Origin of the sequence: Streptomyces sp. NPDC008001, assembly GCF_042958085.1 — a bacterium.
GTDB lineage: Bacteria > Actinomycetota > Actinomycetes > Streptomycetales > Streptomycetaceae > Streptomyces.
Genome location: NZ_JBIBIZ010000002.1, coordinates 378,936 through 397,883 on the forward strand (window position 1 = coordinate 378,936; position 18,948 = coordinate 397,883).

Consider the following 18,948-nt stretch of genomic DNA (forward strand, 5'->3'; position numbering starts at 1 on the left):
CCCCCGGTTCTTCGGCGGCCCTTTTTCCTTCCGCTCCCCGCCCCACCTCTTCATCCTTAATTCCCTTGTTTTGCCCCGATATGGCGTGTCGCGCTCCTCGTTCACACGCCCGGATAAAATCGGAACCGGCAACCCGTTTCGTTTCCCGGCCTCCGGAGGCACATCCCCATGGCAGAGCGCAGCCGCCTTTCGCTGCCTTCGCAGGCCTCCGCGTCCCTGCGCTCGGACGCCCGGCGCAACCGTGTCCTGATCCTCCAGGCGGCCCGATCCGCCTTCGAGGAAGCCGGGTTGGGGGTGCCGCTCGGAGAGATCGCGCGCCGTGCGGGCGTCGGTACGGGGACGGTCTACCGCCATTTCCCTTCCAAGGAAGCCCTGTTCAGGGCGGCGGTCGGCGACAGGGTCACGCTTTTCACCGACACCGCACGGGATTTGGCGCATGCGGAGGACCCCGGCGCGGTCTTCTACCGCTACCTTGCGGCGGTCATACGGCTGACGGTGCGGAACAAGGCGCTGTGCGACGCCCTGGAGGGCCGTTTCGAGCCCTCTCCCGGCATCGAGAAGGCGTTCCGGGAAGCCCTCGCCGTCCTGCTGCAGCGAGCCCAACAGGCCGATGCCGTACGGAAGGACGTGACCATTGACGACGTGATGGCCCTGCTCATGGGCTGTCTGTCGATGGAGCAGCGACGTGGCCCGGGCGTGGCGCAGGGGAGGATGACGGCGCTGGCGTGCGACAGCCTTCGTCCCGGCCGTCGCGTAACGAAACTCCCCGCCAATCCGCCCGCCGGGCGTAACGAAACGCGGTGCGGGGTGTGCGGAGGCGCCGTGGCCCCGGCGCGTACGGGCCGGCCGGCCCGGTACTGCGGTGCGGCCTGCCGGCAAAAGGCGCACCGGGAGCGGGCCAGGGCCCGCTCGTAGGACCGAGCGGCTGTTACGAAGCGGGAGCCAGTGACTCCACGGCCGTGACGAGCGGGGCCAGCTCCTCGCGCTTGGACGCCTCGTCGAGGGCCTCGCGCAGGGCGGTGTCGTTCGTGGGGCGCGCCTCTTCGAGGAGGGCGAGGCCCGCCTCCGTGACGTCGGTGTAGATGCCCCGGCGGTCGGTGAGGCAGAGGTAGCGGGTCAGCAGACCGCGGTCCTCCAGGCGGTTGACCAGGCGTGTCGTCGCGCTCTGGCTGAGCACGACGGCCTCGGCGACCTCGTTCATGCGCAGGTGGCCGCCCTCGCCGCTGTGCTGCCTGCTGAGCACGTCGAGCACGGAGAACTCGCGCACGCTCAGCCCGTGCGCCGCCTGCAGCGCCCGCTCGATGTGCGCCTCGATCCGGCCGTGCAGGGCGGACAGCGCGCACCAGCCCTGCGCCAGGCCGAGCAGAGCGGGGTCCGGGGTGCGGGACATGGGCCCTCCTTCTGACCGCACACGCGTGTCGTCACCGACCAGGATATCCCTGCTCCGCAATAGCCCGCGCTTGCAAGTATCAGCGTCGACAATTATTGTCTACGCCGGTAAGGGTTGGTTGCAATGAGTGCTCACGTGACCCCCGTGTGCGGCACCGCCATCGGATCCCTCCGTCTCTCCCCCTCCCTGAAGGACCCTCGTCATGCCTCTCGCACTGCTGGCGCTCGCCATCGGCGCCTTCGGTATCGGCACCACCGAATTCGTCATCTCGGGCCTGCTCCCGGAGGTCGCGGACGAATTCGGCGTCTCCATTCCGACCGCCGGATACCTGACGACCGGCTACGCGCTCGGCGTCGTGATCGGGGCGCCGATCCTGGCGATCCTCGGCAGCCGGGTCCCGCGCAAGACGATGCTCATGGCCCTGATGGGCCTCTTCGTCGCGGGCAATGCCGTCTCCGCCGCCGCCCCCGTCTTCGGAGTGATGCTGGCGGGGCGGATCGTGGCCTCGTTCGCGCACGGCGCGTTCTTCGGCATCGGCGCGATCGTCGCCGCCGGGCTCGTCGCCCCGCAGAAGAAGGCGGCCGCGATCTCGATGATGTTCACCGGTCTCACGGTGGCCAACGTGGTGGGCGTCCCGCTGGGCACGATGGTCGGCCAGAGCGTCGGCTGGCGGATCACGTTCTTCCTCATCGCCGGTCTGGGCGTGCTCGCCGTGCTCGGCATCGCCGCCCTCGTCCCCCCGCAGCCCCGCCCCGAACGGAGCCGGGTCGCCGGCGAAGCGGCCGCCTTCCGCAACCCCCAGGTCCTGCTCGCGATGGCGATGACCGTCCTCGGCTTCGGCGGCGTCTTCACCATGACCACCTACTTCACGCCGATGATGACCGACAGCGCGGGCTTCGCCTCCTCGTCGGTCACCTGGCTGCTCGTCCTCTTCGGCCTGGGCATGGTGGCCGGGAACCTCATCGGCGGCCGCTACGCCGACCGCGCGCTGATGCCCATGCTGCTCACCGCCCTCGCGGGCCTCGCGATCGTGCTCGCCCTGCTGCCGCTCGCCACCCACAGCAAGGCCGCCACGGTGATTGCCGTCCCGCTGATCGGGGCCCTGGGCTTCGCGACCGTCCCGCCTCTGCAGAAGCGCGTCCTGGACCAGACCGCGGACGCCCCCACCCTCGCCTCCGCCGTCAACATCGGCGCCTTCAACCTGGGCAACGCCATCGCCGCCTGGCTCGGCGGCCTCGTGATCTCCGCCGGCTTCGGCTACACGGCGCCGAACTGGGCCGGCGCGGCCATGGCCGCCTCCGCCCTCCTCCTGGCCCTCGTCTCCGCGGCACTGGAGCGCCGCGCGGGTGCTCAGGACGCGCCGGGTGGCCTCGGCGTGCGGGCCGGTCGCGTCGTGGCGCGGCAGGAGCCCGCACCGGAGAAGCAGTACTCGTAACGCCCGCATCGGCAACACCGGCTTCACCGACCGCTGCACCAGCATCACTGGCCACTGAACCGGCGCCACTGAACACGGCACCAGCACCACCGAGCACCCGACAAGCAACACCGCACCACTAGGAGTCCCCGATGACCACGTCCACCGCCACCCCCGTCCTCCCCCTCACCACCGACGACGCCGACGCGCTCGTCGCCGCCGCCCGCCGGGCCGCGGACGAGCAGGGCGTACGGATCGCCGTGACCGTCCTCGACGCCGGCGGCCACCTGCTGGCCTTCCGCCGGGACGACCGGGCCGTGCTGATCGCGGGGGAGACCAGCACGCGCAAGGCGTTCACCGCACTGCAGCTGGACGCCCCGACGGCCGACCTGGTCGATGCCGTCCGGCCCGACGGGCTCTTCCACACCCTGCCCACGGCCCTGGACCGGCCGCTGCTCTTCATCGCCGGGGGAGTGCCGCTCCATCGCGACGGCCGGCTCGTCGGAGCCATCGGCATCGGCGGCGGGGCGCCGGACCAGGACCACGGCATCGCCCTGACCGCGAGCGAGGACGTGCTGGGCGGCTGACGCCGCACCCGCCGCTCGGGGGCCGTCCCGCGCACTATTCGCGTGTTCTCCGCCGCCGGTCCGCTTACGCTCGGGCAGCGTGAGCAGACTGCATTTGTTCGACATGGACGGCACCCTGATGCACGGGTCCGCGGCGGCGATCGAGATATCCCGGCAGCTCGGGGTCGAGCGGGAGATCGCCGAACTGGAAAGGGCCTTCGCGGCCCGTGAGCTCGACCCGCCCCGCTTCGCCGAACTCGCCTGCGAGCTGTGGCGGGAACTCACCGAGGAACACGTCGCCGCGGCCTTCGACGGCGCGCCCTGGATGGCCGGCATCCGCGACGTGTGGGCGGAGATCCGCGCCCGCGGCGAGCGGTGTGCCGTGATTTCGCTGTCGCCGGGATTCTTCGTGGAACGCCTGCTGACCTGGGGCGCCGACGCGGCCCACGGCTCCCTCTGGCCTGCGGTGCCGTTCCGGCACCCGGTGGATCCGGCGGGAATCCTCGACGCCGGGGCGAAGATCCGCGTCGCCGACGCGCTCTGCGCCGAATTCGGCCTGACCCGTGCCGACTGCGTCGCCTACGGGGACTCGATGTCGGACGCGCAGCTGTTCTCCGTGGTCCCGGTTTCCGTCGCAGTGAACGCGGACCACCACGTGCGGGACATAGCGGTCCACGCTTATACGGGCCGCGACCTCAGAGAGGCGTACGAACTCGTCGGGCCCGGCCGGTAATCCCCGGCGATTCCGTAGGAACCCAAGTGCAGGACCACGAAGAAGAGCTGGCCCGGCCGTGGGGAAGGGGCTCAGCCTAGCCTCAACCGGTCCCGTCCCACTCGCACTTCTCGCGAATGTGCGCGAGGCGATGCAGAAGATGGCATGCTGCGCAGCCTGAACAGCGACCCATGAGCAGAGCGGGGAATTGCGAACACTTTCCGGCTAGGACGGAAGTGCGAGGACGGACCGAGAGATGTTCGAGGCGAGACGATGATGGACGCTCCGACCTGGTCGGCCGACGGTGGCGGCGCGCACGGCAGAGGGAGTGACCGGGGCTGGTTCACCCCGACGCAGCCACCGGACGGAGGCGAAGGCAGGGCCGCGGCCCCCGACGGACACGGCAGCCCACAGGAGAGCGGCCGGCCACAGGAGAGCCGCCGGCCATCGGAGAGCGGCGGGCCACCCGGGGCCGGTGGTGAAGGAGCCGCCCGGCCGGCGGCGCGGCCGGGCAAGTGGGTGGCGGTGCGGTCGGTAAAGGCCCCGACCCCGCCCTCCCCCCCACCCCCATCCCCGCCCCAGGCTCCCCCCGCTCCACCGCCGGCCCACGCCCCCACCTCCGCCGCTCCCCCCGGCTCCGCGGACGGATACGGATACCGCCGGACGCCGCCCCGCCACTCCGCGGCGAGCCACGAGCACCAGCGCCCGGCCGAACCACCGCCCGACGGGAGGTTCCGCCCCGCCCCCGCTCCCGTCCCCGCGGCCGGAGCGGCACCGTCCCCCGACACGTACGCCATCCGCCGCACGCTGGCGGAGCTGGAGCCCGTCGCCGACAAGGCCACCTCGTACTTCTACGCGCTCCTGTTCCTGCAGCATCCGGGCCTGCGCGCCCTCTTCCCCGTGGCCATGGACGCCCAGCGCGACCGCCTCTTCAAAGCGCTGCTGACCGCCGCCCGGCACGCGGACGACGCCCCCACCCTGACCGCCTACCTCTCCCAACTCGGCCGGGGGCACCGGAAGTACGGCACCCTTCCCGAGCACTACCCCGCCGTCGGCGAGTGCCTGATCGCCGCCCTCAGCCGCTACGCCCCGAGCAGCTGGAACGAGGCCGCCGAAGCCGCCTGGGTCCGCACCTACACGACGATCTCCCAGATCATGATCGACGCGGCCGCCGAGGACGAACGGCAGTCCCCCGCCTGGTGGCAGGCCGAGATCGTCCACCACGAGCTGCGCACGCCGGACATCGCCGTCGTGACCGTACGGCCCGACCAGCCCTATCCCTTCCTCGCGGGTCAGTACACGACCCTCGAAACCCCCTGGTGGCCGCGCGTGTGGCGGCACTACTCCTTCTCCGCCGCGCCCCGCCCGGACGGGCTGCTCTCCTTCCACGTGAAGGCCGTCCCCGCCGGCTGGGTGTCCAGCGCCCTCGTCCACCGCGCCCGCCCGGGCGATGTCCTGCGGCTCGGTCCCCCCGCCGGTTCCATGATTGTGGACCACAGCACTGACAACGGCCTGCTGTGCCTGGGCGGCGGAACCGGCATCGCGCCGATCAAGGCGCTGGTGGAGGACGTCGCCGAGCACGGCCGTTGCCGCCCCGTCGAGGTCTTCTACGGCGCGCGCCACGCGGACGACCTCTACGACATCGACACCATGCTGCAGCTGCAGCGGGCGCACAACTGGCTCTCGGTCCGGCCGGTCGTCTCCGACGGCCCCACCCGCGGCCTCAGCGGCGAACTCCCGGCCATCGTGCGCCAGTACGGCCCCTGGCCCGCCTACGACGCCTACCTCTCCGGCCCGCCCGGAATGATCCGCAGCGGCGTGGACACCCTGGTGGGCATCGGCATCCCGTCCCACCGCATACGCCACGACGCGATCGGCGGCCTCATGGCGGCCGCACCGGGCTGAGCCGGAACGCAGCGGTGCGGAGGCCCCGCCCTCACCCCAGGTCGTCGGCCAGCAGCGCCCGTACGCCCTCGATGTTCGCGTCGAGGTAGGCGCGCAGGGACGGCGGCACCAGCTCCACCGACGCGATCCCCTCGCGCGTGAAGGGGATCCGCACCACCTCGTACGTCCCGCGCGGCTCGTCCACCTCGGGGCCGTGGCGCAGGGAGAGGTCCATGGAGGCGAGCCGGCAGACGAAGAAGTGCTGCACCTTGACGCCGTGGGCGGCGTGGTGGAGGGAGTGGGAGACGGTGTCGACGAAGGCGGGGACGACGTCGACGACCTTGGCGCCGAGCTCCTCGTCGACCTCGCGGTGGAGCGCGGCGACGACCGTGGTGTCCTCCGGCTCCATGCCGCCGCCGGGAGTGATCCAGTACGGCTCCTGGCCGGGCTTGGTGCGCTTGATCAGGATCATGTCGAGGGCGGCGTGGGGACCGGGGTCGCCGCCGCTGTCGAGGAGGATGGCACGAGCGGTGCGCTTGACCACTGGACGTTCGGTCATAGGGGACATCTGCCGCGTACGGCGGTCGGTGAAACCCCTGGCGGCAGCCCTTTCTCACCAGGAAACGGCAGCGCGCAGCAGCCACTCGTGTGCCCGGGCGAGGTGCGGGTGGGCCAGTGAGCCGGTCCGTACGACGAGGAAGTAGGTGCGCAGCGGGGGCACGGGCGGGTCGAGGAGGGCCACGACCTCTCCCGTGTCGAGGGCGTCCGCGCACAGGTAGCGGGGCAGCACGCCGATCCCGGCGCCCGCGGCGACGCAGGAGAGGACGGCGCGCAGGTCGGGGGCGATGACCTTGCCGGAGGCGACGGGCTCGGTGTCGAAGACGGCGGCCCAGTAGCGGGTCACGAGCGGAAGGGTCTCGTGGACCTCGACCACGGGCAGGTGCTCCAGGGCCCGTACGCCCTTGTCGCGCACGACGGCCGGCCCGCCCAGCCGCGCCGCCCAGCGCGGCGCCGCCACGAGCACGTGCTCCTCGTCGCAGAGCGGGGTGGCGGCCAGCAGCCGGCCGCGCGGACGCGAGGTGGTGATGGCGAGGTCGTGGTGGCCGGCGGCCAGGCCCTCGAAGAGGTCGTCGGAGGCGCCGTGGGCGGCGCGCACGGCGAGGCCCTGCGCGATGAGGGGGGTGAGCGCAGGGAGGGCGCGCAGGTCGGTGAACTCGGGGGGACCGGCGAGGTGGAGGGTGCGGTTCGACGCTCCCTCGTCGTCGATGCCCGCCTCGGTGATCTCCAGGAGGGCGTCGACGTGCGGCGCGACCTTGTGGGCGAGCTCCTCGCCGGTGGTGGTGGGGCGCACGCCCCGGGCCAGGCGGAGGAAGAGGGGACGGCCCAACTGCGTCTCCAGCGTGCGGATCTGGCTGGTGACGGCGGGCTGCGAGAGCCCGAGCAGGGCTGCGGCCCGGGTGAAGGACCCGGCCCGGTGCACCGTGACGAAAGTGCGTAACAGGGCCAGATCCATGCCGTCTCCCCTGACTCGGTGCGTCCCGGTCGTAGGGGAACTATAAATAAGTCGATAGGGCTGTGTCGCCGGTGTGATTGGACACTGACGCAGAGTCAACTAGCCTGGACCGGGTGGTCATTCGTGCGGGGGGTCGCACGTCCGACCACGACGGCTCGAGTCAAGAGGGGGGAGACTCGAGCCGTCCTTCTGGGCGGGGCGCGTCGTCCGCGGGCCCCTGGCGAGGAGCGGTGCCCGGGCGTGCGGCTGCTGCTTCGTCCAGCGCCGCGAGGACGTCGGCGACGAGGTCCTCGGTGTCCTCGACGCCCACCGAGAAGCGGATGAACCCCTCCGGTACGGCGTCGCCGCCCCACCGTCCGCGCCGCTCGGCCGTCGACCGCACGCCGCCGAAGCTGGTCGCCTCGTCGACGAGGCGGAGGGCGGTGAGGAAGCGTTCGGCGTGCTCCCGGCCGGGCAGGACGAACGAAACCACGCACCCGAAGCGCCCGCCGCGCATCTGCCGCAGGGCGAGTTCGTGGGCGGGGTCGGTGGGCAGCCCGGGGTGGCGCAGTCCGGTCACGTCGGGCCGCTCGCGCAGGGCCTCGGCGAGCGCGAGCGCGGTGGCGGCCTGCCGGTCCACGCGCAGCTGCAGGGTGGCCAGGGAGCGGTGCGCCAGCCAGGCCTCCATGGGGCCGGGGACGGCACCGGCGACCTTGCGCCAGTTCCGTACGGCCGCGATGAGGCGCGGGTCGCGTGCGGCCACGTACCCCAGGAGCAGATCCCCGTGGCCGGTGAGGGCTTTGGTGCCGCTGGCCACGGAGAAGTCGGCGCCCAGTTCGAGGGGGCGCTGGCCGAGCGGCGTGGGCAGGGTGTTGTCGACGGCGACGAGTGCGCCGTGGCGATGGGCGGCGTCGGCGAGGCGGCGGATGTCGCACACGTCGAGCCCGGGGTTGGAGGGCGATTCGAGCCACAGCAGCCGCGCCCCGTCCAGCGCCGCCAGTTGTGCGTCCCCGGCGGTCGGCGCGGTGCGCACGGTGACGCCGAAGCCTTCCAGGCGCTCGCGCAGCGCGGGCAGCAGCTGATAGCCGTCCGAGGGCAGGACCGCCGTGTCGCCGGGCCGCAGCTGGGAGAGGAGCACCGCGGAGACGGCGGCCATCCCGGAGGGGAAGGTGACGGCCTCCACCGCCGCGCCCGGGCCGTCCGGGCTCTCCAGTGCGGCGATGGCCGCCTCCAGGGCGGTCCAGGTGGGGTTGGCCTCGCGGCCGTACGTGTACGGGCCGGAGACCTCGCCCGGGAGGTGGTAGTGGGCGGCGAAGGCCGGGCCGGGGAGCGCGGGCTCGTTCGCCCGCGGTTCCGGCAGGCCCGCTCGTACGGCCCGGGTGCCGTCGCCTGTCATGTGCTGCTCCTTCGCCGGATCGGTCCTTCTCGCCGGTCCTCGATCCTTCGGGCCTGGATTCTCGACCCTCGGGCCTCGGGCCTCGGGCCTCGATCCTCGGGCCTCGGGCCTGGTCCTTCTCGTGGGTTCTCAGTCCTTCTCGTCCGGGAGGATCACGTGCATCGCCCACGCCACGATCGAGATGATCACGCCGCCGATCAAGGCGTTCCAGAACCCGTCGACATGGAAGGCGAGCCCCAGCTGCTTGGCGAGCCACGAGGTCAGCAGCAGCATCAGCGCGTTGATCACGAGCGTGATGAGGCCGAGGGTGAGGATGAACAGGGGGAGGGACAGCAGCTTCACCACCGGCTTGACGATGAAGTTGACGACCCCGAAGACGAGCGCGACGAGGATGAGAGTGAGCACCTTGCGCACGGTGTTCTCACCGGAGAGCGTGATGCCCTTGAGCAGCCAGATGGCGACCGCCAGGGCCGCCGCGTTGGCGATCGTCTTGACTACGAAATTCTTCATGGTGAGATCGTTGCAGACGCGCCGGTCAAGCGCGGATCAGCACAGTGGGCTCACAGCAGGCTGACAGCCGGGCGGGTTCGCACACGGCGCACGGACGGTTCGCACACGGCGGACGGACCGGTCACGGACGAGGAGCGGCAGGGGTGGACGGTAGATGAAGGCCTTCCGGCTGGATGAACTCGAGGGCGAGCGCCTCGCGAACGACGGCGCGTACCTGCAGTTCCTGCGCGAGCGGAACATGTCGGTCGGGCTGTACGCGCTCGACGCCGGCCAGATGGACACGCAGACCCCGCACGCCCAGGACGAGGTGTACGTGGTGATGAGCGGCCGGGCGTCGATCACCGTGGGGGAGGAGACGACGGAGGTGGGGCGCGGGAGCGTGGTGTACGTGCCGGCCGGGGTGACCCACCGCTTCCACCACGTCAGCGAGCCGCTGCGGGTTCTGGTGGTCTTCTCTCCCCCCGAGAGCTGAGGGTCGGGCCCGGAAACCCGTAGGGGGACGCTCAGGGGTCGACGGGGGCTGCGCGGGCCCCGCAGGGCCCCCTGGCCGCCCTAGCATCGAGACCAAGGCCGGGAGCAATCGGGCTCCGGGACCACGAAGCGGAAGCAAAGGGACGAACGACATGGCCGAGAAGGGGATTTTCGCAGGACTGCCGTGGTGGGTGAAGTGGCTCGCCGTGCCGGCGCTCGTCCTCGTGGTGTTCGGCGGTCTGATCATGACCGTGCTGGGCTTCGTCATAGCGCTGGTCTTCAAGGCGCTGCTGCTGGTCGCGCTCATCGGCGGTCTGATCTTCGTCGTCAAGAAGTTCACGTCGGGCTCGTCGTCGAAGAGCGACTGGTAGCCGCGGAAGAGCCGTCCTTCCGGTCTCCGCCCGGACCGGTGTTGACGGCTCTGGCAATTTCTCCGCCCTGAATCCCGTGGAACGACTCCGCCCCGTAGTCGAGTCGCTACGCTCCAGAGTCATAGAGCTCGTAAGCTCAGTCTCGGTCTCTATCGGTAGCTGAAGAATCACTCCTGGTGATCAGTGGATGCCGTCGCGCGGTGGTGTTCACGGGCACGAGGAGCCAATCCCGGCCAAAAACGACGAATACGGGGCATTGGGCGATGCGTGAAACGGTTCAGGCAGAAGTGATCATGACCTTCCTCGTCTCCGAGGAGCTGTCCTTCCGGATCCCGGTGGGACTGGACTACGACAGCAGTGATCCCTACGCGGTGAAGTTCACCTTTCACCTCCCCGGCGACGCGCCTGTGACCTGGGCCTTCGCACGGGAGTTGTTGCTGGACGGGCTGAGTCAGCCGTCCGGCGAGGGGGATGTGCACATCGCCCCCGCCTCCGCCGAGCACCTCTCGGACGTCTTCATCCGGCTGCAAGTGGGCTCCGAAGGGGCCCTGTTCCGGGCCGGCGCGGCCCCCCTCGTGGCCTTCCTCGACCGGACGGACCGCATCGCCCCGCTCGGCGAGGAGCGGTCGGTCGCCGACTTCGACTACGACCTCGCCGCAGCGCTCGACAACATCCTCGCCGGCAACACCGAGGGACAGAACGCCGGTTAGCGGCCCGGCATGCCTCCGCCGGCCCCGGCCCCGTCCTCGTCCCGGACCGGCACCCGCTCAGTGCGCGGGGGCGCGCCCTTCGGCGCCGTCCCGGCCCCCAGCGCCCCTGAGCTGCCGTTTTCCCCCGGGGACCGCTCCCCGCCGGTCCGTCCGGCAGCGGGGACGCCAAGGTTCTCCGCCGGTCCGCCGGCCGTGCCTGCAGTGCCTGCAGTGCCCCCCGTGCCCATGGTGCTCAGCAGCTGCCGCGCCAGGCCCAGCCCCGTGCCCCCCATCGTCAGAGCCTTCGCAAACATCTCGGACATCCCGTCGGCCCCGTTGAGCAGCACCATGTGGTCAACGTTCCCGAAGGCTTCAGCCCCCGCACGTACGATCTCGGGCCACTTTTCGGCCAGTTGCTGCGCGACCACGGCGTCCTGGTTCTCCGCCAGGGCCGACGCCCGCGCCTTGATCGCCTCCGCCTCCGCCAGGCCCCGCGCCTTCGCGGCCTCGGCCGTGGCGAGCCCCTTCGCCCGCGCGGCCGCCGCTTCGGCCTCACCCGTCGCCCGGGTCGCCTCGGCCGCCGCGGCACCGCGCGCCTTGGTGGCCTCGGCCTCGGCACCGGCGGCCGCCTTCACGCGCGTGGCCTCGGCGGCCGCGGCCAGCTCCGTCTCCCGGGCCTTCGCCTGGGCCGCGGAGATACGGGCGTCGCGCTCGGCCTCGGCCAGGGTGCGCTTCTCGTAGGCCGCCGCGTCCGCCGGCTTGCGCACGTCCGCCTGGAGCTGCTGCTCCCGGCGGTGCGCCGCCAGCTCGGCGACCCGCGTCTCCTGGACCACGACCTCCTGCTGGGCCGCCGCGTCCGCCAGCGGGCCCGCCTGCCGCGCCTTCGCCGCCGCGCTGTCCCGCTCGGCCTGATAGCCGGCCTGCAGGATCTCGGAGTCGCGCTGGGCCTGCGCCATCCGGGCCGCGGCCTGCTGCTCCGCCTCCGTGGCCAGCCGGTCGGCCTCGGCCTGGGCGATCCGGGCGTCCCGCTGCACCGCCGCGGCGTGCGGCGCGGACAGGTTCTTGATGTACCCCGTGGGGTCCTGGATCTCATGGATCTGCAGCGAGTCGATGATCAGACCGAGCTTCTCCATCTCGCTGCCCGAGGCGGCACGGGTCTCGCCCGTCAGCCGCTCCCGGTCGCGGATCATGTCCTCCACGGTGAGCCCGCCGACGATCGAGCGCAGATGGCCCGCGAAGACGTTGTGCACCCGCTCGCCCATGAACTTCTGCTGGTCGAGGAAGCGGCGGGCGGCGTTCGCGATCGACACGAAGTCGTCGCCCACCTTGAATATCACCACACCGTGGACCTTGAGGGGGATGCCCTGTTTGGTCACACAATCCACGTGGAGATCGGCCTCGTTGAGGTCGAGCGACAGCTTCCGGACCACCTGGACGCCGGGCAGCACGAGAGTCCCGCGCCCCGTGACGATCCGGAACCCCATCCCCTCCTCCAGGCCCTCGGTCCGGTGCTTGGAACCGGAGATGACCAGCGCCTCATTGGGCTCGGCAACCCGCCACATCAGTTTGAACAACCCGACCACGATGGCCACGGCGACGAGGACGACCCCCGCCACGACGCCAATGATCATGCGTCCAGCCCCCTTATGGGCCCCGCGACGGAGCCCGAGCTCGAAAGTGTGCTCCCGTACGAGCCCGGTGGTGAAGATCCGGGCACGGCTTGGCACGGTCTTGATACGAGGAACGTGCACGGGCGTGACAGAGCCTGGTTATGCGCCGGTGCGGCGCCCCCCACGCCCCTCCTGCCCTGGTGGTATCAGCCGTAAGCAGGCGTCACATAGACCGTGCGCGGAGGCTGGTACTCCATGATCACGACGACCGTCCCGCGCTCGATCCGCTCGCCCGGCTCCGCCGCGTAGGCGAGGAAGGCCTCGGCGCCGCCCCGTATCCGCACCATCACCTCGCCGACCAGGCCCGGCCCGACCGTGCCCGTCACCCTCCCCTGCTCACCGATCACCGCAGCTCCCCCCTCGTCCGGCCTTGTGCGTCACTTGGCCCGCCGGCGCCTGCCGCCCTTCGACCTGCCGCGCCCCCGTCCCCGCGACCCGGCACCCGAACCCAGGCGCGAGCCGAGGCCCGAGCCGATGCCCGAACCAAGACCCGAGCCGAGGCCCGAGCCGAGGCCCGAACGGAGGCCCGAAGCGGCACCCGCCCCCGTACTCGCATTGTGCCGGTCGGCACTGACAACGAGGGCCGCCAGCAAGGTCGTCACCGGCACCGAGGCCACCAACCCGATGCTGCCGACGAGCGTCCGGACGATCTCCTCGGCCACGATCTCGCTGGTCGCGACCGTCCCCACTCCGCTGTCGGCGATCGAGAACAGCAGCAGCAGCGGCAGCGAGGCGCCCGCGTACGCCAGCACGAGCGTGTTCACGACCGACGCGATGTGGTCCCGTCCGATGCGCATGGCCGCCCCGTAGAGCTTGCGCCAACTCGCGCTCGGGTCGGCGTCCTTCAGCTCCCACACCGCCGAGGTCTGCGTCACCGTCACGTCGTCGAGCACGCCGAGCGAACCGATGATGATCCCCGCGAGCAGCAGGCCGCGGATCTCGATCTCCGGGTAGAGGCCGTGCACGAGCCCGGTCTGGTCGTCGGTGTTGCCCGTCAGATGGGCCCAGCTGGTGAAGAGCGAACCGAGCAGGCCGATGAGCATCAGCGAGGTGAGCGTCCCGAGCACGGCCACGGACGTCCGGGCGGTCAGGCCGTGGCACATGTAGAGCGCTATCAGCATGATCGCGCTGCCGCCGATGACCGCGACCACCAGCGGATCGGAACCCTGGAGGATCGCCGGGAGGATGAACAGGGTCAGTACCCCGAAGCTGATCACCAGCGCGACCAGCGCGAAGACACCGCGCAGCCGGCCGACGACCACGACGGCCAGCGCGAACACCCCCGCGAGTATCGCCATGGGCCACACCCGGTCCACGTCGGTGACCGAGTACTGCAGGTTCTTCGGCGCCTTGGGGGCGTAGGCGAGGATGACGTCCTGGCCGACGGTGTAGTGCCGGGAGGCGCTGGGCTGGACGAGCTCGGTGAAGGTCCGGCCCTTGTCGGGGCCCGAGGTGACCTCGATCTCCGACTTCTCGCAGGGGCCCTTCGGCTGTGCGGGCCCGCCCGGTCCGCCCGTTCCGTCCGGTCCGCCCTGCGCTCCGGGCGGCGGCTGCTGCGGCTGGGCGCCCGCCTTGGCGCAGTCGACCTCCTCGATCTTCACGACGCGGCCCGACTCGGTCTTCTGGTCGAGGCCGAGACCGGAGTGCTCGTGCGGCGGCGCGCCGCCGGGCCACAGCACGACCAGGCCGGTGAGCACCGCGGCGGCGAAGGGGATGAGGATCGCGCCGATCACCTTGCGCAGGTGCGCGGAGACGGGTGAGGCGGGGCCGTGACCGTGGCTGTGGCCATGGCTGTGGCCGTGCGCATGACCCTGCGCATGGCCGTGGCCGTGGCCGTGCGCAGGCTCCTGGGCGGGTGGTGGCCCGGGCTCGTGGGGAGGGTGGGACGGGGATTGCGGTTCCGTGGGGGTCACGCCTGCATCATCGCAAGCCCCCCTGGCCCTCCGGACGGGCGAGGCGCTAGCGTGGTGGCACCTTTGCAATCGCGGGAGCTCGGAGCACCGGGCTGAGAGGGCGCTGACCTCCGTACGGGAAATGCGTACGGAAGACCGCTGCGTCGACCGCCGAACCTGTTACCGGGTAATGCCGGCGTAGGGAGTTCTGGTCTCATGACCTCGCAGGATGCACGCACGTCCGAATCCGGCCGGGAGATCGGCTGGCACAAGGACTACGTGACCGGCTCGCGTCCGGACCTTCGGGTGCCGGTCCGGCGGGTCCACCTCACCAACGGGCAGGACGTGCAGCTGTACGACACCTCCGGTCCGTACACCGACCCGGCGATCGAGACGGACGTCCGGCGCGGCCTCCAGCCGCTCCGGGAGAACTGGATCATCGGCCGTGGTGACACCGAGGAGTACGCCGGGCGTCCGATGCGCCCGGAGGACGACGGCATCAAGCACACCTCGCCGCGCGGGGGGCTGAAGAACCTCGACGCGGTCTTCCCGGGCCGCCCCCGCCAGCCCCGCCGGGGCCGCGGCGGAGCCGCCGTCACCCAGCTCGCGTACGCCCGCCGCGGTGAGATCACCGAGGAGATGGAGTACGTCGCCCTCCGGGAGAACGTCTCCCCCGAGACCGTCCGCGAGGAGATCGCGGCGGGCCGGGCCGTCCTCCCCGCCAATGTGAACCACCCGGAGATCGAGCCGATGATCATCGGCAAGAAGTTCCTGGTGAAGGTCAACGCCAACATCGGCAACTCCGCCGTCACCTCCTCGATCGAGGAGGAGGTGGAGAAGATGACGTGGGCCACCCGCTGGGGCGCCGACACCGTCATGGACCTCTCCACCGGCCGCAACATCCACACCACGCGCGAGTGGGTGCTGCGCAACTCCCCCGTGCCGATCGGCACCGTGCCGCTCTACCAGGCCCTGGAGAAGGTGGACGGCAAGGCCGAGGAGCTCACCTGGGAGATCTACAAGGACACGGTCATCGAGCAGGCCGAGCAGGGCGTCGACTACATGACCGTGCACGCCGGCGTGCTGCTGCGGTACGTCCCGCTGACCGCCCGCCGCAAGACCGGCATCGTCTCCCGCGGTGGTTCGATCATGGCCGCGTGGTGCCTGGCCCACCACAAGGAATCGTTCCTCTACGAGAACTTCGAGGAGCTCTGCGAGATCCTCGCGGCCTACGACGTGACGTACTCGCTCGGCGACGGCCTGCGCCCCGGCTCCATCGCGGACGCCAACGACGAGGCGCAGTTCGCCGAGCTGAAGACGCTCGGCGAGCTCAACACCATCGCCAAGCGCCACAACGTCCAGACGATGATCGAGGGCCCGGGCCACGTCCCGATGCACAAGATCAAGGAGAACATCGACCTCCAGCAGGAGATCTGCGAGGAGGCGCCGTTCTACACGCTCGGCCCGCTGACGACGGACGTCGCCCCCGCGTACGACCACATCACCTCCGGCATCGGCGCCGCGATGATCGCGTGGTGGGGCACGGCGATGCTCTGCTACGTCACGCCGAAGGAGCACCTGGGCCTGCCGGACCGGGACGACGTCAAGACCGGCGTGATCACCTACAAGATCGCCGCCCATGCCGCGGACCTCGCCAAGGGGCACCCGGGAGCGCAGGAGTGGGACGACGCACTGTCGGACGCCCGCTTCGAATTCCGCTGGGAGGACCAGTTCAACCTGGCCCTCGACCCGGAGACGGCACGGGCCTTCCACGACGAGACGCTGCCCGCCGAGCCGGCGAAGACCGCGCATTTCTGTTCGATGTGCGGACCGAAATTTTGCAGTATGAAGATCTCTCAGGACATCCGGCGCGAGCACGGCGGTGACCTGGCCGTCGACCCCGAGGCCGGCATGGCGGAGAAGTCGAAGGAGTTCGCGGCGGCGGGCAACCGCGTCTACCTGCCCATCGCGGAGTAAGGGCTCCTGCAAGCCGCGGGCAGCTCCTGCGGACTGAGCACGGCTGAGGGCCGCACTGCAGCGGCCCCCCGCGTCCCCCGTACGGTCGCCGTTCCGGCTGCCGCCCGGAGTCACTCCGGGCGGTGGTCCGGGCCGCCGTAGTCGGGGCTGGTGAAGTCGGGGCTCGTGTAGCTCGGGCGGCTGCTGGGGGACGATTCGCTGTCGGGGCTGGTGAAGCCGGGCCGGGAGTACCCCAGCTGCGGCGTACGGCCGTTGCCCTCGGGGCGCCTCGGGGCGCACGGGGCGGACGCACCCCGGCCACCGCCCGGGGCGGCGGGAGCATTGGCCAGGGCCTCGCGCACAAAGGGCAGCAGGCCGCGGTGGATCAGGGCCTGCCGCCACGCCTCTCTGGCGCGCTCGGCGTCCTCCTGTACACGCACCCCTCGCGCATCACTCCCCTCGGAGGAGCCGTTGCGCACCGCCGTGAGCACGATCCCGACCATGGCGATGAACACGCCGGCGGCCGTGAGCCCGCCGAACCACCAGCCCACGTTGATCATCGGATCCGCGACGGTGGTGTCCGAGCCGATGGAACGCAGGACGTAGCCGATGGTCAGGAAGATCAGCGCGGCGATCCCGGCGAGGACCGGCGCCAGCACGGCGAGCACCGCTCCGGCACCCGCGCCCGAGGACTCCTCCGGCTCTCCGTCCGTGGCAGCGGGGGCGGCCGTGCCGGAGGGAGCGCTTTCGTCGTCCGGTGCGCCCCCGGCGCCTACGGGCTGGGGGCGTGCCTTCGCGGAGAGCGCGCGCAGTGCAGCGCGCGCCCTTATGTAGTTCTGGTATTCGACTGCTGCACAGGCGGTGATGGCGGACATGGCGTCGAGCGCCATGTCGCGCAGCTGTTCTGTATTGAGCCGCTGTCCTATCGCTGCGGCAAGTTCCGGGTCATGGTTCGCGGTACGCAGTGCTTGGTCGAGAACCCGCTCGAATTCCGGGTGGTCCTCGGCCAGCAGATGCGGAGCGCTGTTCATGTGCATCCCCCGATGCTCCGTAGGGCCGTGTAGCCGGCTTACACCGGGCAGTGGGCGGAAACGGAGGAGAGCCTGCTACGGATAAGCCGATGGTAGAGCCGTACCGGCGCGGGGTGACAGCGTGTTTCCCGAATTACCCCCGCGGCGGTGGAACTCCCTACCTGCCCGTGCGCCTGCCCGCTGAACCCTCAGTCGGCCAGCGGAAGTTGCACGACCAGCAGCTTTCCGGCCATCGTGACGCCGCCGTCCATCGCCAGGGCGAGCCCGTCCGCGTACAGGTGCGGGCCGTCCACCAGCGGCGCTCCGTCGTCCTCGGCCTCCGGTTCCTCCGTGCCGACCTCTCCCAGGAGGTACGGGATGGGGCTGTGGCCGTGCACGATCCGGCCACCGCCGTAGGTGCCCAGCAGCTCCCGCACGGCCGCCGGGCCCGCGTCCTCGTCGCGGAAGGCGAAGCGCTTGGTGAACTTGCGGAAGAGGTCCCAGACCTCGTCCGGGTCGTTGCGCTGCAGGGCCTCGGTGATCGCGTCGTTGACGTCCTCGATGGAGTCGCCGAACTCCAGGTAGGCGGTGGTGTCGGAGTGCACCAGCAGGTGCCCGTCCTCCTTCGCCATGGCGTCGAGGCGGGACATCCACTGCAGGTGGTGGTCCTCCAGGCGCTCCATGTCGGAGCGCTGGCCGCCGTTGAGCAGCCAGGCCGCCTGGAAGGATGCCGTTCCGGCCCCGGAGTTGACCGGCGTGTCGGCGAACCGCTTCGCGCCGATGATCAGCAGCTCGTGGTTGCCCATGAGGGCCTTGCAGTAGCCGCCGGCGGCCGCGGCCTCGGCCGACAGGCGCATGACGAGGTCGATCACGCCGACGCCGTCCGGACCGCGGTCGGTGAAGTCACCGAGGAACCACAGGCGGGCGTTGCCCGCGGCCCAGTGGCCCGCGGCGTCGATCAGGCCTTCCGCGGCCAGCGCCTCGTAGAGCTCGTCGAGATAGCCGTGGACGTCGCCCACGACGTAGAGCGGGCCCAGGGCAGGCTGCTGGGGGACCGGCGGGTGCGGCTCGGTGAGCGGGGTCAGCTCGACCGTGGGGACGTCCTGGGGGACCGCCTGGCGGGCGCCGCGGGCGATCACCGGCAGGTCGCGCGCGGTCGGCGTGTAGCCGTCGGGAGCGTCCATGGGCGGCTGCACGGGCGGCGCGGACTGCGCGTACGGGGACGCGGGCCCGGAGGCCGCGGGAGGCGCGGCGTAGCCGGGGAAGGGCGGGATGCCCGCCGTGTGCCGTGCCGCGGGTCCTTGACCGGCCCCCTGAGTCATCGACCCCTCCACCATTGCGCCGCCGTGCACCTTGTGGACCTTGCCTGGTCGACGGCGGTCCGCGGTGTCGTGCGCCCATCATAGGAATGACCGTCGCGGCTTGTGACGCACCAGGGGCCGCGAATCGGGGCAGGAGAGTGCGCACGACGGTTTTTTCTCCCTAATTGAGCCATTCGCCCGGGGCCTGTGCGCCCCCCGAGCGC

The 18,948-nt window shown here is 71.3% G+C and carries 19 protein-coding genes and 1 riboswitch; of the genes, 9 read left to right on the forward strand and 10 right to left on the reverse strand.

Annotation, left to right across the window (positions count from 1 at the left end):
- Positions 1–168 precede the first annotated feature (168 nt).
- The gene (locus ACFZCD_RS06705) at positions 169–915 is read left to right on the forward strand and encodes a TetR/AcrR family transcriptional regulator (protein ID WP_391828593.1); all 747 of its coding nucleotides are present in this window, start codon (positions 169–171) and stop codon (positions 913–915) included.
- A 13-nt stretch (positions 916–928) separates the two neighbouring features.
- Here the strand turns inward: ACFZCD_RS06705 and ACFZCD_RS06710 are convergent, their stop codons facing one another.
- A complete protein-coding gene (locus tag ACFZCD_RS06710; protein WP_391828595.1) occupies positions 929–1,390 on the reverse strand; it encodes a MarR family winged helix-turn-helix transcriptional regulator in 462 nt (153 codons plus the stop codon).
- 202 nt (positions 1,391–1,592) lie between these two features.
- Here ACFZCD_RS06710 and ACFZCD_RS06715 point away from each other — a divergent pair, with 202 nt between their 5' ends.
- The 4 genes from ACFZCD_RS06715 to ACFZCD_RS06730 all read left to right on the forward strand — a co-directional run bounded on the left by ACFZCD_RS06715 (position 1,593) and on the right by ACFZCD_RS06730 (position 5,987).
- Positions 1,593–2,825, forward strand: coding sequence for an MFS transporter (locus ACFZCD_RS06715; protein WP_391828597.1), 1,233 nt, complete (start codon positions 1,593–1,595; stop codon positions 2,823–2,825).
- Between the two features lie 131 nt (positions 2,826–2,956).
- Positions 2,957–3,391, forward strand: coding sequence for a heme-binding protein (locus tag ACFZCD_RS06720; RefSeq protein WP_391828599.1), 435 nt, complete (start codon positions 2,957–2,959; stop codon positions 3,389–3,391).
- Between the two features lie 79 nt (positions 3,392–3,470).
- Positions 3,471–4,103, forward strand: a complete 633-nt coding sequence (locus tag ACFZCD_RS06725; RefSeq protein ID WP_391828601.1) for an HAD family hydrolase — start codon at positions 3,471–3,473, stop codon at positions 4,101–4,103.
- A gap of 255 nt (positions 4,104–4,358) precedes the next feature.
- Positions 4,359–5,987: a globin domain-containing protein gene (locus tag ACFZCD_RS06730; RefSeq protein WP_391829007.1), complete on the forward strand. Its 1,629-nt coding sequence runs from the start codon at positions 4,359–4,361 to the stop codon at positions 5,985–5,987.
- Between the two features lie 31 nt (positions 5,988–6,018).
- On the opposite strand, the gene ACFZCD_RS06735 is transcribed toward ACFZCD_RS06730, so the two are convergent.
- The 4 genes from ACFZCD_RS06735 to ACFZCD_RS06750 form a co-directional block, all read right to left on the reverse strand.
- On the reverse strand, positions 6,019–6,525 hold the full coding sequence (locus tag ACFZCD_RS06735; RefSeq protein ID WP_391828603.1) for an NUDIX domain-containing protein: 507 nt from the start codon (positions 6,523–6,525) through the stop codon (positions 6,019–6,021).
- 54 nt (positions 6,526–6,579) lie between these two features.
- On the reverse strand, positions 6,580–7,479 hold the full coding sequence (locus tag ACFZCD_RS06740; RefSeq protein WP_391828605.1) for a LysR family transcriptional regulator: 900 nt from the start codon (positions 7,477–7,479) through the stop codon (positions 6,580–6,582).
- A gap of 160 nt (positions 7,480–7,639) precedes the next feature.
- Positions 7,640–8,854 carry a cystathionine gamma-lyase gene (locus ACFZCD_RS06745; protein ID WP_391828607.1) on the reverse strand — a complete coding sequence of 405 codons (1,215 nt, stop codon included), beginning with the start codon at positions 8,852–8,854 and terminating at the stop codon, positions 7,640–7,642.
- 129 nt (positions 8,855–8,983) lie between these two features.
- Positions 8,984–9,364, reverse strand: coding sequence for a phage holin family protein (locus ACFZCD_RS06750; protein ID WP_391828609.1), 381 nt, complete (start codon positions 9,362–9,364; stop codon positions 8,984–8,986).
- Between the two features lie 154 nt (positions 9,365–9,518).
- On the opposite strand from ACFZCD_RS06750, the gene ACFZCD_RS06755 reads away from it, so the two are divergent.
- The 3 genes from ACFZCD_RS06755 to ACFZCD_RS06765 all read left to right on the forward strand — a co-directional run bounded on the left by ACFZCD_RS06755 (position 9,519) and on the right by ACFZCD_RS06765 (position 10,916).
- Entirely contained in the window at positions 9,519–9,836 is a 318-nt protein-coding gene (locus ACFZCD_RS06755) for a cupin domain-containing protein (RefSeq protein ID WP_391828611.1), read from the forward strand.
- Positions 9,837–9,987: 151 nt separating this feature from the next.
- Entirely contained in the window at positions 9,988–10,206 is a 219-nt protein-coding gene (locus ACFZCD_RS06760; RefSeq protein ID WP_391828613.1) for a DUF5326 family protein, read from the forward strand.
- 263 nt (positions 10,207–10,469) lie between these two features.
- Positions 10,470–10,916 carry an SsgA family sporulation/cell division regulator gene (locus ACFZCD_RS06765; protein ID WP_030366799.1) on the forward strand — a complete coding sequence of 149 codons (447 nt, stop codon included), beginning with the start codon at positions 10,470–10,472 and terminating at the stop codon, positions 10,914–10,916.
- Here the strand turns inward: ACFZCD_RS06765 and ACFZCD_RS06770 are convergent.
- The 3 genes from ACFZCD_RS06770 to ACFZCD_RS06780 form a co-directional block, all read right to left on the reverse strand.
- On the reverse strand, positions 10,913–12,526 hold the full coding sequence (locus ACFZCD_RS06770; RefSeq protein ID WP_391828615.1) for a flotillin family protein: 1,614 nt from the start codon (positions 12,524–12,526) through the stop codon (positions 10,913–10,915). The two genes, ACFZCD_RS06765 and ACFZCD_RS06770, sit on opposite strands and share 4 nt — an antisense overlap.
- 185 nt (positions 12,527–12,711) lie before the next feature.
- Positions 12,712–12,912 (reverse strand): hypothetical protein, encoded by a 201-nt coding sequence (locus tag ACFZCD_RS06775; protein WP_391828617.1) that lies wholly within the window; start codon positions 12,910–12,912, stop codon positions 12,712–12,714.
- 30 nt (positions 12,913–12,942) lie between these two features.
- Entirely contained in the window at positions 12,943–14,478 is a 1,536-nt protein-coding gene (locus ACFZCD_RS06780) for a YibE/F family protein (RefSeq protein ID WP_391828619.1), read from the reverse strand.
- A 61-nt stretch (positions 14,479–14,539) separates the two neighbouring features.
- A riboswitch (TPP riboswitch) is annotated at positions 14,540–14,680 on the forward strand.
- Here ACFZCD_RS06780 and thiC point away from each other — a divergent pair.
- Positions 14,674–16,434: a phosphomethylpyrimidine synthase ThiC gene (thiC, locus tag ACFZCD_RS06785; RefSeq protein WP_391828621.1), complete on the forward strand. Its 1,761-nt coding sequence runs from the start codon at positions 14,674–14,676 to the stop codon at positions 16,432–16,434. It overlaps the preceding riboswitch by 7 nt.
- A gap of 110 nt (positions 16,435–16,544) precedes the next feature.
- Here thiC and ACFZCD_RS06790 read toward each other — a convergent pair whose 3' ends face one another.
- A complete protein-coding gene (locus tag ACFZCD_RS06790; RefSeq protein WP_391828623.1) occupies positions 16,545–17,444 on the reverse strand; it encodes a hypothetical protein in 900 nt (299 codons plus the stop codon).
- A gap of 188 nt (positions 17,445–17,632) precedes the next feature.
- Positions 17,633–18,745 carry a metallophosphoesterase gene (locus ACFZCD_RS06795; protein ID WP_391828625.1) on the reverse strand — a complete coding sequence of 371 codons (1,113 nt, stop codon included), beginning with the start codon at positions 18,743–18,745 and terminating at the stop codon, positions 17,633–17,635.
- Positions 18,746–18,948: the final 203 nt, after the last annotated feature.

What these genes read in the sequence shown, in the direction of transcription:
- ACFZCD_RS06705 (WP_391828593.1), top strand. Translation starts at nt 169, where the DNA reads ATGGCAGAGCGCAGCCGCCTTTCGCTGCCTTCGCAGGCCTCCGCGTCC.
- ACFZCD_RS06710 (WP_391828595.1), bottom strand. Translation starts at nt 1,390, where the DNA reads ATGTCCCGCACCCCGGACCCCGCTCTGCTCGGCCTGGCGCAGGGCTGG.
- ACFZCD_RS06715 (WP_391828597.1), top strand. Translation starts at nt 1,593, where the DNA reads ATGCCTCTCGCACTGCTGGCGCTCGCCATCGGCGCCTTCGGTATCGGC.
- ACFZCD_RS06720 (WP_391828599.1), top strand. Translation starts at nt 2,957, where the DNA reads ATGACCACGTCCACCGCCACCCCCGTCCTCCCCCTCACCACCGACGAC.
- ACFZCD_RS06730 (WP_391829007.1), top strand. Translation starts at nt 4,359, where the DNA reads ATGGACGCTCCGACCTGGTCGGCCGACGGTGGCGGCGCGCACGGCAGA.
- ACFZCD_RS06735 (WP_391828603.1), bottom strand. Translation starts at nt 6,525, where the DNA reads ATGACCGAACGTCCAGTGGTCAAGCGCACCGCTCGTGCCATCCTCCTC.
- ACFZCD_RS06740 (WP_391828605.1), bottom strand. Translation starts at nt 7,479, where the DNA reads ATGGATCTGGCCCTGTTACGCACTTTCGTCACGGTGCACCGGGCCGGG.
- ACFZCD_RS06745 (WP_391828607.1), bottom strand. Translation starts at nt 8,854, where the DNA reads ATGACAGGCGACGGCACCCGGGCCGTACGAGCGGGCCTGCCGGAACCG.
- ACFZCD_RS06750 (WP_391828609.1), bottom strand. Translation starts at nt 9,364, where the DNA reads ATGAAGAATTTCGTAGTCAAGACGATCGCCAACGCGGCGGCCCTGGCG.
- ACFZCD_RS06755 (WP_391828611.1), top strand. Translation starts at nt 9,519, where the DNA reads ATGAAGGCCTTCCGGCTGGATGAACTCGAGGGCGAGCGCCTCGCGAAC.
- ACFZCD_RS06760 (WP_391828613.1), top strand. Translation starts at nt 9,988, where the DNA reads ATGGCCGAGAAGGGGATTTTCGCAGGACTGCCGTGGTGGGTGAAGTGG.
- ACFZCD_RS06765 (WP_030366799.1), top strand. Translation starts at nt 10,470, where the DNA reads ATGCGTGAAACGGTTCAGGCAGAAGTGATCATGACCTTCCTCGTCTCC.
- ACFZCD_RS06770 (WP_391828615.1), bottom strand. Translation starts at nt 12,526, where the DNA reads ATGATCATTGGCGTCGTGGCGGGGGTCGTCCTCGTCGCCGTGGCCATC.
- thiC (WP_391828621.1), top strand. Translation starts at nt 14,674, where the DNA reads ATGACCTCGCAGGATGCACGCACGTCCGAATCCGGCCGGGAGATCGGC.
- ACFZCD_RS06790 (WP_391828623.1), bottom strand. Translation starts at nt 17,444, where the DNA reads ATGAACAGCGCTCCGCATCTGCTGGCCGAGGACCACCCGGAATTCGAG.
- ACFZCD_RS06795 (WP_391828625.1), bottom strand. Translation starts at nt 18,745, where the DNA reads ATGACTCAGGGGGCCGGTCAAGGACCCGCGGCACGGCACACGGCGGGC.